8 protein-coding genes are annotated in these 12,454 nt (G+C 74.5%); 7 read left to right on the forward strand and 1 reads right to left on the reverse strand.

The window, feature by feature from the left end; all coding sequences use genetic code 11:
• Nucleotides 1-153 precede the first annotated feature (153 nt).
• The 7 genes from LZF96_RS25980 to LZF96_RS26015 all read left to right on the forward strand — a co-directional run bounded on the left by LZF96_RS25980 (nucleotide 154) and on the right by LZF96_RS26015 (nucleotide 9,704).
• The gene (locus tag LZF96_RS25980) at nucleotides 154-816 is read left to right on the forward strand and encodes a DUF3000 domain-containing protein (RefSeq protein WP_374203335.1); all 663 of its coding nucleotides are present in this window, start codon (nucleotides 154-156) and stop codon (nucleotides 814-816) included.
• Nucleotides 817-1,725: 909 nt separating this feature from the next.
• Complete coding sequence (locus LZF96_RS25985; protein WP_182666854.1) at nucleotides 1,726-2,388, forward strand: response regulator transcription factor; 663 nt, start codon at nucleotides 1,726-1,728, stop codon at nucleotides 2,386-2,388.
• Between the two features lie 322 nt (nucleotides 2,389-2,710).
• Nucleotides 2,711-3,979, forward strand: coding sequence for a ribonuclease D (locus tag LZF96_RS25990; RefSeq protein ID WP_374203336.1), 1,269 nt, complete (start codon nucleotides 2,711-2,713; stop codon nucleotides 3,977-3,979).
• A 467-nt stretch (nucleotides 3,980-4,446) separates the two neighbouring features.
• Nucleotides 4,447-5,661, forward strand: coding sequence for an acetyl-CoA C-acyltransferase (locus tag LZF96_RS26000; protein ID WP_233877267.1), 1,215 nt, complete (start codon nucleotides 4,447-4,449; stop codon nucleotides 5,659-5,661).
• On the forward strand, nucleotides 5,658-7,790 hold the full coding sequence (locus LZF96_RS26005; RefSeq protein WP_233877269.1) for a 3-hydroxyacyl-CoA dehydrogenase NAD-binding domain-containing protein: 2,133 nt from the start codon (nucleotides 5,658-5,660) through the stop codon (nucleotides 7,788-7,790). The genes LZF96_RS26000 and LZF96_RS26005 overlap by 4 nt, the downstream gene beginning before the upstream one ends.
• Before the next feature lie 177 nt (nucleotides 7,791-7,967).
• Entirely contained in the window at nucleotides 7,968-9,143 is a 1,176-nt protein-coding gene (locus tag LZF96_RS26010) for an LCP family protein (protein WP_233877271.1), read from the forward strand.
• Nucleotides 9,144-9,281: 138 nt separating this feature from the next.
• Entirely contained in the window at nucleotides 9,282-9,704 is a 423-nt protein-coding gene (locus LZF96_RS26015; RefSeq protein WP_233877275.1) for an NYN domain-containing protein, read from the forward strand.
• 553 nt (nucleotides 9,705-10,257) lie between these two features.
• On the opposite strand, the gene dxs is transcribed toward LZF96_RS26015, so the two are convergent.
• Entirely contained in the window at nucleotides 10,258-12,171 is a 1,914-nt protein-coding gene (gene dxs, locus LZF96_RS26020) for a 1-deoxy-D-xylulose-5-phosphate synthase (protein WP_233877277.1), read from the reverse strand.
• Nucleotides 12,172-12,454: the final 283 nt, after the last annotated feature.

Raw genomic sequence — 12,454 nt, forward strand, 5'->3', positions numbered from 1 at the left:
GGGCCCGGGGGGGGGGGGGGGGGGGGGGGGGGGGGGGGGGGGCTCTCGCTGCGCTCGCTCACACCCCGCAGTCTCCCACGTTCGGGATCGGCCACACGCCACGCGGGTGCGGCTACCGGCTCACCGGCGCCCGCAAGCATAGGGTTACCGGCCATGGCAGCCGCGCGACCACGTATTGCGGAGGGGCACGATCCTATGAACGACCCCGACCCCGGGGGGCCGACGGCTTTCCGCGGCGCGGTGGCCGCGTTGGAGGCCGCCCGACCGCGGCGGGAGGTGCGACTCTCCACGATGCCGCCGCCGCGGCGCCCCGCCCCGTTCGCGCACGCGATGGCCGCGTCGGTGTTGCTGCCGACCGAGCCGGGTACGCCGGAGGAGGACCACGAGGTGGCCGACGGCCGCTTCGTGCTGCTGCACGACCCGGCCGGCCAGGAGGGATGGAACGGCCCGTTCCGGGTGGTGACACTGACCCGGGCGGAGTTGGAACCGGAGCTGGCCACGGACCCCCTGCTGCCGGAGGTGGCCTGGTCCTGGCTGTTGGAGGCGTTGGAGGCCAGGGCGCCCGGGAGCGAGGAACCCAGCGGCACCGTGACCCGGTCGGGCTCGTACTTCTTCGGAGGGCTGGCCGATCGCAGTCCCCGGGTCGAGATCGAACTACGGGCGTCGTGGTCCCCTGCGGACTCCTGGGAGCCCGCGGAGCACCTGCTGGCGTGGTGCGCCGTGTTGGCGCAGTGCGCGGGGTTGCCGCCGGAGCCCGGCGGGATGGCCGGCGTGACGGCTCTGCCGAGGCGGCGGGGGCCCCGGTCCGGGCGCTGACGCCGTCCCCTCCCCCGTTTCCGTCTCCTCCCCCGTTTCCGTCGTTCCCCGTCGACCGTCACGACCGACCCGGTGCCCCCGGACGTCTTCCCGCCGGGCCCCACCTGCCATCCACCCCGCCCGGCGCCGGCTCCGTGCCCCGGGCCGATGCCGCACGTCGGGACGACGCCCCGGGGCGTCGCCGCACCCGACACGGGGCGGTCCGGGGATGCGCGGTCCGGGCCGGAAAGCCGGCCGATCCGTCGTCCCCCGGCCGGCTCTCCGGAACGGGCACGAATTCTCCCGACCCTTTCCGCCCCCATCCCGCGTCCATCCATGATCATCTCCGGCGTGCGTTCGCGACGCGCGTTCACGACGCCTTCGATGATCACGATCGGGCGGAAAACCGTTTTCCGGAACACGGTGCCCTTTTCCCGAATCGCCGCGCGACTCCATGGATTTGTCGATTTGGCATTGTGTCGTCGTGTTGTCGTTCCGTCGGTACCGCGGCGTCGCTCGTGACCCGGATCCCGAACGGGATGTGGCGCGGGATCGGGACGCCGCCGAAAGCGGCACGGGCTTCGCGCATGCCCCGGGATTCCGGCTTGTCCCGCCCCCGTCCCGGTGTCGGGCCGGGGGCGGCCCTCCCGGGGCTCGGGCAGGCGGGCACGCCGGGAGCGCGCGATACCCGTCGGTGTCCACGACATCGCGCCGGCTTCATCCCGGAAGTGAAGGGGCATCATGCACCGGGGAACACGGAAACGGGTGTCAGGCGCCGGGGCGCGTCACGGAAATCACCGGTTCGTGATCTTTTACTCAAGGCCGCCCGGGAATCTGCCGAAGGACTCTGTGAGCCATCGATCCGGACACGTCCGGATTACCCGACTCCCCGAGTCGGTTCCGTTCCCATCCCACTCCCCGGGAGGCCCGGTGTCCGTTCTTCTCGAACACCCCACCAGCCTGGTCACCTACCGCCCGAACAAGCCGACGGCCATGGTCGTCGTCGCGGACCCGCGGGTCCGCTCGACCGTGACCCGCCACCTGTGGGCGCTCGGCGTCCGCGACGTGATCGAGGCGTCCTCGATCGCGGAGGCCCGTCCCCGTATCGCCAACCCACGCGACATCTGCGTGGCCGAGGTCCACCTGCCCGACGGCTCGGGCCTGAACCTGCTCTCCGAGACCCGGTCGGCGGGGTGGCCCAACGGCCTGGCCCTGTCGGCCGCCGACGACATCGGCGCGGTGCGCACCGCGCTGGCCGGCGGCGTGAAGGGTTACGTCGTCACCGGCACCCGCAACAGCCTGGCCGCCACCATCCGACACGGCGCCGCGCCCCTGGGTGCCGCGGCCCTGCGCATGCACCGGCGCCAGCCGGGTCAGCAGGGCCACTCCGGCGGGTACCGGGAACTGTCGGGCCGCGAGGTGGAGGTGTTGCGCCTGGTCGCGGAGGGCCAGTCCAACAAGGCCATCGGCGTCTCGATGGGGCTGTCCGCCCTGACGGTCAAGAGCCACCTGGCACGGATCGCCCGGAAGCTGGGCACCGGTGACCGGGCCGGGATGGTGGCGGTCGCGCTGCGCACCGGCATCATCCACTGAGGCCCCACCGGGGGGCCGGTCGGGCGTCGCGCGCGTCCGACCGATCCAACCGTCCGCGCCCGGGGTGACGTCGGGTCGGCGTCCCACGCACCGGCGGTGGGCGGCGGGGTTCCCGCCGCCCACCGGACGTTCCCGACCGGGTGGCGGACCTTCCCGCCCCGCCGTTCCCCACCCGGCGACCCCACCCGACGAAGTGCCCGGAGCGCGCCCCCGATCACCCGGAGGGGCGGTCCGACCCGGCGCACCACCGCGCCCGATGACTGCGGAGGGCAACACGTTGTGCATCGTACGCACACAGTTACCCTTGTCATACCCTTGACAGGTGACCGAAGCCCAGCAGACCGCCGCCGCGCCCGTTCCACCGTCCCCCGCCGTGGGAGGCCCTACCGGCCCGGCGCCGATTCCCCTGCTGAGCCCCCGGGAGGGCGTCCCCTCCGTGGTGGCCGACGCCGGGGCGCTGGCGGATCGAATCGAGGCGTTCGCCGCCGGCTCCGGCCCCGTGGCCGTGGACGCCGAACGCGCCTCCGGTTACCGCTACGGACAGCGCGCCTATCTGGTCCAGTTGCGCCGCGCGGGCGCCGGCACCGCGCTGATCGATCCGGTGGCCTGTCCCGACCTCTCCTCCCTGGGTGAGGCGCTGGCCCCGCAGGAGTGGGTGCTGCACGCCGCCGGTCAGGACCTGCCGTGCCTGCGCGAGGCCGGGATGGTGCCGGCGCGGCTCTTCGACACCGAGCTGGCCGGTCGGTTGGCCGGTTTCGCCCGGGTGGGTCTGGGCGTGATGGTGGAGACCGTCCTCGGCTACAGCCTCGAGAAGGGGCACTCGGCCGCCGACTGGTCCACCCGCCCGCTGCCGGAGCCCTGGCTGCGGTACGCGGCGCTGGACGTGGAGTTGCTGGTGGAGCTGCGCGACGCGCTGGAGGAGGAGCTGCGCGAGCAGGACAAGTTGGGGTGGGCGATGGAGGAGTTCGCGGCGATCGCGGCGGCCCCGCCCGCGCCGCCCCGGCAGGATCCCTGGCGGCGGACCTCCGGGATGCACAAGATCCGCAGGCGTCGGCAGTTGGCGGCGATCCGGGAGTTGTGGTGGACCCGGGACGCGATGGCGCGGGAGCGGGACCTGTCGCAGGGCAAGGTCCTCTCGGACGCGGCGATCGTGGCGGCGGCGCAGACGATGCCCCGGGATCTGCGGGCCCTGTCGGCGCTTCCCGGTTTCGGGCCCCGGATGGGGCGCCGCCGGCTCCAGCAGTGGCTGGACGCGGTCGGACGGGCGGCGGAGCTGCCGGAGTCGGAGCTGCCGCAGCCGGGGCGGCAGCCGAACGGGCCGCCCCCGCCCCGGGCGTGGGCGGAGAAGGATCCGGCGGCGGCGGCCCGGCTCACCGCGGCCCGGACCTCGATCACGGCCCGCGCGGAGGAGTTGAACCTGCCGCAGGAGAACCTGCTGACCCCCGACACCGTGCGCCGGCTGTGCTGGGAGCCGCCGGCGGAGGGCGGCGAGGAGGAGGTCCGCGCGGCGCTGCGCGGGATGGGGGCCCGCGAGTGGCAGATCGAGCAGACGACCGAGTTGCTGGTGCGGGCCCTGTCGGCGGGCGGCTGAGTCCTCCCCGGCGGCCGGACCCGCTCGACGGCCGGACCTCCGGGATCCTGCCGACGCCCGGGCCGGACACCCCGCCGCCGTCGCCGCGCCCGCCCCGGGATCCGGTGTTCGGCGCCGTCCCCGGCGCTGCGGCCGGAGACGGCCCGGGGCGGCCTCCCCCCGCCCCGGCACGCCGCCCCGGTGCGCGCGGGGGCACCGGCCGTCCCGTGCTCCCCACGGGCGTCCCGGCGCCCGCCGAAGCCCCTGGCGCGGGCCGTCCCCCCGGCTGCGGCGCGCACCGCCGGGTGTGACCCGCGCCCCGCCGGGGACTCCGCCTCTTGCCTCGTGGTTACCGACTAGTAGCATGGGTGTCGGATTGCAATGTCCGGAGGATCACCGCGGCTCCCGGGACGCTGTCGGGGCGCCGCGCCACCGGACCGCGCCGGGCCCCGGCGCATGCCGCGCACCGCACCTGGAGGAGAGCCATCGTGCCTCGTACCGTCAGGGACGTCGTCTTCGTCGACGGCGTCCGCACCCCGTTCGGAAAAGCGGGCCCCAAGGGCATGTACCACGAGACCCGCGCGGACGACCTGGTCGTCAAGTGCATCCGTGAGCTGCTCCGCCGCAACCCCGATCTGCCGCCCGAGCGGGTCGACGAGGTGGCGATCGCGGCGACCACCCAGATCGGCGACCAGGGCCTGACCATCGGCCGCACCGCCGCGCTGCTCGCCGGCCTGCCGAGCAGCGTCCCCGGGTACGCCATCGACCGGATGTGCGCGGGCGCGATGACCGCCGTGACCACCACCGCCGGTTCGATCGCCTTCGGCGCCTACGACGTGGTCGTGGCGGGCGGCGTGGAGCACATGGGCCGCCACCCGATGGGCGAGGGCGTGGACCCCAACCCGCGCTTCGTCTCCGAGAAGCTGGTGGACGAGTCCGCCATGTTCATGGGGATGACCGCCGAGAACCTGCACGACCGCTTCCCGCACCTGACCAAGCGGCGCGCCGACGAGTACGCGGTGCGCAGCCAGGAGCGGGCCGCCAAGGCGTACGCGGACGGGAAGATCCAGCGCGACCTCGTGCCGATCTCCATCCGCCGCACCAACCCCGAGGTCGGCGAGACCGGTTGGGGCCTGGCCGGCGCCGACGAGCCGATGCGGCCGGGCACCACCCTGGAGCAGCTGGCGAACCTCAAGACCCCGTTCCGCCCGCACGGCCGGGTCACCGCCGGCAACGCGGCGGGCCTCAACGACGGCGCGACCGCCTCGTTGCTGGCCGCCGAGGACGTCGCCCGTGAGCTGGGCCTGCCGGTGGCCATGCGGCTGGTCTCCTACGCCTTCGCGGGCGTGGAGCCGGAGGTGATGGGCGTCGGGCCCGTCCCCGCCACCGAGAAGGCGCTGGCCAAGGCCGGCCTGTCGATGGACGACATCGGTCTGCTGGAGATCAACGAGGCCTTCGCCGTCCAGGTGCTGGCCCTGCTGGACCACTACGGCATCGCCGACGACGACCAGCGGGTCAACCGATACGGCGGCGCGATCGCCTTCGGCCACCCGCTGGCCTCCTCCGGCGTGCGGCTGATGACCCAGCTGGCCCGGCAGTTCGAGGAGCAGCCGCACGTGCGCTACGGCCTGACCACGATGTGCGTCGGCTTCGGCATGGGCGGGACCGTCATCTGGGAGAACCCCCACTGGGAGGGCAAGTGAGCAACACCGCCGAGCTTCTCAAGGGAGCGGCCGAGCTGTTCCCCGACGAGGTCGTGACCTCCGCGCACGTCCGTCACCTGGACCTGCCGCAGGGGGCGGGGCGGTTCGCCCTGATCACCCTGGACAACGGCCTGGACCACACCAAGCCGACCACCTTCGGCCCGCAGTCGCTGGCCAACCTCGACGCGGCGATCGACACCGTCGAGGAGGAGGCCCGGCGCGGTGAGATCGTCGGTGTCGGCCTGACCGGCAAGCCGTTCATCTTCGCCGTCGGCGCCGACCTCAAGGGCGTCGCCCTGCTGCGCGAGCGTGAGCAGGCGCTGGCCATCGGTCGCGGCGGCCACGAGGTGTTCAAGCGGCTCTCCTCGCTGGGCGTGCCCACCTTCGCCTACTACAACGGCGCGGCGATGGGCGGCGGCGTCGAGGTCGGTCTGCACTGCACCTACCGGACCGTCGCCGAGCAGCTGCCGGCCTTCGCGCTGCCCGAGGTCTTCCTCGGCCTGGTGCCGGGCTGGGGCGGCTGCGGGCTGCTGCCGAACCTGATCGGCGCCGAGCGCGCGGTGCGCGTGATCATCGAGAACTCGCTCAACCAGAACCGGATGCTCAAGGGCCCGCAGGTGTACGAGCTCGGCATCGCGGACGCGATGTTCGAGGCCGCGGACTTCCTGGAGCAGTCGCTGGTCTGGACCTCGGCCGTGCTCCGCGGCGAGCTGGCGATCGAGCGGCCGGCGATCGACCGCGGCGAGGCCTGGGACCGGGCGGTGCGGCGGGGTCGGGAGTTCGCCGACTCCAAGGTGCACGGTGCCGCCCCGGCCGCCTACCGGGCGCTGGACATCATCGCCGAGGCGAAGTCCGGCGACCTGCGGGCCGCCTTCGACGCCGAGGACGAGGCGCTGGCCGACCTCATCATGGGCGAGGAGCTACGCAGCGGCATCTACTCCTTCAACCTGGTGCAGCGGCGCGCCAAGCGGCCGGTCGGCGCCCCGGACAAGTCGCTGGCCCGGCCGGTCACCAAGGTCGGCATCGTCGGCGCGGGCCTGATGGCCTCCCAGCTGGCGCTGCTGTTCGCCCGCCGGCTGCGGGTGCCGGTGGTGCTCACCGACATCGACCGCGAGCGGGTCGACAAGGGTGTGGGCTGGGTCCACGAGCAGATCGACATGCTGCACCTGAAGGGCCGGCTCGACCGGGACGGCTCCAACCGTCTGAAGGCGCTGGTGACCGGCGAGCTGGACAAGGCCGCCGCCTTCTCCGACGCCGACTTCGTCATCGAGGCCGTCTTCGAGGAGATGGGCGTCAAGCAGCAGGTGTTCGCGGAGCTGGAGGCGGTCGTGCCCGAGCACGCCGTGCTGGCCACCAACACCAGCTCGCTCTCGGTCACCGAGATGGCCTCGCGGCTCAAGCACCCCGAGCGCGTGGTCGGCTTCCACTTCTTCAACCCGGTGGCCGTGCTGCCGCTGCTGGAGATCGTGCGGGCCGAGCGGACCGACGACGCCTCCCTGGCGACGGCCTTCGCCGTGTCCAAGCAGCTGAAGAAGACCGCCGTGCTGGTCAAGGACGCCCCGGCGTTCGTGGTCAACCGCATCCTGACCCGCTTCATGGGCGAGGTGCTCGGCGCGATCGACGAGGGCACCCCGGCGGAGACCGCCGACCGCGCCCTGGCCCCGCTGGGGCTGCCGATGTCCCCGATCCAGCTGCTCGAGCTGGTCGGCCCGGCGGTGGCCCACCACGTGGCGGGCACGCTGCACGAGGCGTTCCCGGCGCGGTTCGGGGTATCCCCGAACCTGGACCGGGTGGTGAAGGCCGGCAAGCGCGCCTTCTACCGGCACGACTCCGGCACCCCGGAGCTGGACCCGGAGGTGATGGCGCTCTTCGAGACCGGCGACACGGTGCTGACCGAGGAGCAGGTCCGCGAGCGGGCGCTGCACGCCATCGCCGAGGAGATCGGGCTGATGCTCGACGAGGGTGTGGTGGCCGAGGCGCAGGACATCGACCTGTGCCTGATCACCGGCGCGGGCTGGCCCTTCCACCTGGGTGGTATCACCCCCTACCTGGACCGCACGGGTGTCTCCGAGCGGGTGCTGGGTCGGCGGCTGCTGCCGACGGGTGAGGCGAGCGTGCCCACCTTCTGATCCGGCCGCTCCGGCCGATCCGGATCCGGCGTTTCCCGGCGCCCGGTCACACCGCCCCGGCGGCGCGACCGGGCGCCGGCGCGTTCCGGGACCCCGGCCGGATGCCCCCGATGGACCGCGCCGGCGTGCCGGGGCCCGGCCGTCGTCCTAGCGTCACGGATGCGGACGGGGCCCCCGATGGGCGCGGACCGGAACGGGACGACCAGCCGGGAGTTGACGATGGCGGCGCGGGACACGCACGGAGTCGACGGGGTCGGGACGACGGACGGGGAGCGGCGGTCGCGGCGGGTCGGAGGGCGACGCGCGGCGATCGGGCGTCGGATCGCGGCGGGGGTCCTGGTCGCGGCCGTGGTGGCGGGAGGCGCCGGGGCGTGGCTGCACCACCGGCTCGGCGCCGGATTGGGCAGCGTGGACCTCTCGCTGGACGTCCCCGGGCCCCCCGACCCCCCGGCCGCCCCCGGGGACGGCGGGGGCCGTGCCGGGGAGCCCCGGGCCGAGGGGGCTCCGGAGCCGGAGGCCGAAGCGGGACGGTCGCTGTTGGTGGTGGCGGCCGACGGCGGTGACGGGCGGACCGCCGGTTCCGACGGAGGCACCGAGGGGACGGCGGAGGGGACGGCCCGGCACGCGGTGATGGTGGTGCGGCTGCCGGAGGGCGGCCCGGCCCGGGCCCTCGTCGTGCCCCGCGAGTTGGAGGTACCCACCCCGACGTGCGCGCGACCGCCGGTGCGGGAGCACCCGCCGTGGCCCGCCGCCGGGTACTCCCACCTCACGGACATCCGCGACGCCGGTGGCCCCGCCTGCCTCGCCCGGGCGGTGGAGAAGGTGGTGGAGGACCGGATGGACCACTACCTGGAGGTGGACGTGGCGCGCCTGGGCGATCTCGTGGACGCCCTGGAGGGGATCGACCTGCGGACGCCGGTGGACCTGCGCGACCCGGCCTCGGGCCGGGAGTGGCCGGCCGGCACGCACCGCCTGGACGGCGTCGGCGCCACGGCGGCGGCCCGGTCCCTCGGCGAACCGGCCGCGGACGGCCTGGAGCCGTCGCAGCGGGTGCTGTTGGCGGTGCTCCGGGAGATCGAACGGCGGGGGGTGCTGAGCAGCCCGGCGGCCCTGTACCGGGTGGCGGAGGCCGCCTCGGACGCCCTGACCACCGACAAGGGGCTGGGTTCGATCACCGAACTGGTGCGCTTCGCCAAGGAGTTGGGATCGACCGGGAGCGGGCTGCGGGTCCGGGCGCTGCCGCTGCCCGGCACCGACCCGGCCGCCGCCCCGGCCCCGGACGGTGACTCCGGGACGGACGACCGTTCGGAGGAGGCACGGGAGGGAGAGGAGACCGGGGCCGCCGGCCGGTAGCGTGGGGCCGCGCCCCGGCGGACGGCCGACGGCGCCCGCGGGACACGCCACGAGCGGAACGGGGAGATCGACGTGCGGGACCCGGAAACTCCCCCGGACGATGACGGGGACGGCCGCCCTTCGGAGGGTCCGAGCCGCCTGGTGATCGTCGACGGCGCCAACGTGGTCGGTTCGGTGCCCGACGGCTGGTGGCGCGACCGGTACGGCGCCGCCGAGCGCCTGCGGGACGCCCTCGCCGAGCGGGTCGCGGCCGGCTCGGTCCTCTCCCCCGCCCCCGGGGAACCGGACGACCGCGGCGGCGGTGACGCCCGTGCCGCCGAAGAGGTCGTGCTGGTCGTCGAGGGCGCGGCTCGGCGGGTGGAGGCGGTGCCGGGCGTGCGGGTGGAGGCGGCGGAGGGCAGCGGGGACGACCTGATCGTCGCCCTGGTCGCCGCCGAGGCGGCCGGAAGGGCCCGCCCCCGCACGGTGGTCACCGCCGACCGCGCCCTGCGCGACCGCGTACGGGCCCTGGGCGCCGAGACCCTCGGCCCCCGCTCCGTGCGTCCCGGGCGCTCCCGGTGAGCGGAACAACCCAGCCCGCCCCTCCCGATGCGACGCCCCCGTACCCCTCATCCGCCCCACCCCGTACGAGCCCCGTGAACCCTCGCGTGGTTCCGGCGGTTCGCACGGGTCCGCCCCCGCCCCGTACGGATCCGGGGCGCGTCATCCACGTCGCACCGAGGTGAGCCGATGCCGGTGGGCGGGCGCGGCCGGCTCGGACGGGTCTTCCCCGGGCCATCGGCGGCGGCCGACCGTCGGTTGGGCCCCGGCGCCTCCCCCGGACAAAATCGGGGATGCGACCACTCCGCGGAGTCGAACACCTCGGAAGCCGGCCCCGCGCACGGAAGCGTGGCCGGGACACCGACAACGCCGGTCCCGGGCCGGGGCGAGGGGGATCCGCCCCGGCGGGCGCCGACGCGCCGCGAGGAGACGGGTTCGCCGTCGGCGGGAGGGTCGCTTCCACCGACGGCGTCCGGACGCGCCGCGCCCCCGCCGGTTCTCCGGCGGGGGCGCGGGGTGTGCGGACGCGTCGGCGGGAGCGACCGCCTCCCCGGCCCGGGGCCGGGGGAAACCGTCAGTCGCTGCCGAGGGCGGCGGCGGCGGGGTCGAGACGGCCGTCGAGGCGGGCGACCACGCCGGTGATCTGCCGGGCGAGGGCGGGCCCGGTGAGGCCCAACTCCTCGAGCAGTTCCTTGCGGGAGGCGTGGTCCAGGAAGCGGCGCGGGATGCCGTAGTCGCGCAGCGGCACGTCCACCTCCGCGTCCCGCAGCGCCTGGGCGATCGCCGAACCGACGCCGCCGGCGCGGCTGTTGTCCTCGACGGTGACAACCAGGCGGTGACGGGCCGCCAGGCCGGGCAGCGCCTCGTCCACCGGCAACACCCAGCGCGGGTCGACCACCGTGGTGGAGATGCCCTGCTGCTCCAACAGCTCGGCGGCCTCCAGGCAGTTGGGGGCCAGCGCGCCGACCGAGACCAGCAGCACGTCGGGGCGGTCGGTGCCGGGCTCGCGCAGCACGTCCATGCCGCCCTCGGCGCCGACCGCCGCGACGGACGGGCCGACGGCGCCCTTGGAGTAGCGCACCACGGTGGGGGCGTCGTCGACCTCGACGGCCTCCCGCAGTTGGAGGCGCAACTGCTCGGCGTCGCGCGGGGCGGCCAGCCGCAGGCCGGGCACGCACTGGAGAATGGACATGTCCCACATGCCGTGGTGGGAGGCGCCGTCGGGGCCGGTGATGCCGGCGCGGTCCAGTACGAAGGTGACGCCCAGGCGGTGCAGGGCGACGTCCATCAACAGTTGGTCGAAGGCGCGGTTGAGGAAGGTCGCGTAGACGGCGAAGACCGGGTGCAGGCCGGAGGCGGCCAGGCCGGCGGCGGAGACCGCGCCGTGCTGCTCGGCGATGCCCACGTCGTAGACGCGGTCGGGGAAGGCGTCGGCGAAGCCCTTCAGTCCGACGGGCCGCAGCATGGCGGCGGTGATGGCGACGATGTCCTCGCGCTCCCGGCCGAGCTTGAGCACCTCCTCGCCGAAGACGGAGGTCCAGTCGGCGCCGGAGGCGGCCACCGGCAGGCCGGTGTCGGGGTGGATGACGCCGACCGCGTGGAACTGGTCGGCCTCGTCGTCGCGGGCGGGCTGGTAGCCGCGGCCCTTCTCGGTGATGCAGTGGACGATCACCGGGCCGCCGAAGCGCTTGGCGCGCTGGAGGGCGGCCTCCAGCGCCTCGACGTCGTGGCCGTCGATGGGGCCGACGTACTTCAGGCCGAGGTCCTCGAACATGCCCTGCGGGGCGATGATGTCCTTCAGGCCCTTCTTGGCGCCGTGCAGGGCGTCGTGCAGGGGCTTGCCGACCACGGGGGTGCGGTTGAGGAACTCCTTGCCGCGGGTCAGGAAGCGCTCGTAGCCGTCGGTGGTGCGCAGGGTGGCCAGGTGGCTGGCGAGACCGCCGATGGTGGGCGAGTAGGAGCGCTCGTTGTCGTTGACGACGATGACCAGCGGGCGGTCCTTGGCGGCGGCGATGTTGTTCATCGCCTCCCAGGCCATGCCTCCGGTGAGGGCGCCGTCACCGGTGACGGCGACGACGTGCTGGTCGCGGCCGAGCAACTGGTTGGCCTTGGCCAGGCCGTCGGCCCAGCCGAGCACGGTCGAGGCGTGGCTGTTCTCGATGAGGTCGTGCTCGGACTCGGTGCGCGAGGGGTAGCCGGAGAGGCCGCCGCTGGAACGCAGTCGGGAGAAGTCCTGCCGGCCGGTGAGCAGTTTGTGGACGTAGCTCTGGTGGCCGGTGTCCCACAGGATGCGGTCGGCGGGCGAGTCGAACACCCTGTGCAGGGCGATCGTCAGTTCGACCACGCCGAGGTTGGGGCCGAGGTGGCCGCCGGTCCTGGCGACCGAGCTGATGAGGAAGGTGCGGATCTCCGCGGCGAGCTCCCGGAGCTCGTCCGGGGTGAGTCGGTCGAGATCGCGCGGTCCCCTGATCCGGGTCAGCAGCGCCACCCGTGCCTCCTTGCTCTCGCTTGCACTCACGTGCCTCTCCGCCTGTTCGCGTCGGTTCGGCGCGTGTCGTCCACGTCGTCGACGGTTCTCGGGCCGCCTCCCCGGGAGGGGTGACGACTCGGACCGACAAGCCGATTCCCGCGGGCGGCCCCGTTGCCGATCAGTCGAGTCTAGTCTTCCGCCTGCCCCGGACCGCGTCCCGGGATGCGAGATGTGTCACCCGTACGGCCGTATACCCGTACGCGGACGCGAAGGGGCCGGTGCGACCCCCGGGGGTCGCACC

This window comes from Streptomyces sp. ST2-7A (assembly GCF_021390475.1).
Classification (GTDB): Bacteria; Actinomycetota; Actinomycetes; order Streptomycetales; family Streptomycetaceae; genus Streptomyces.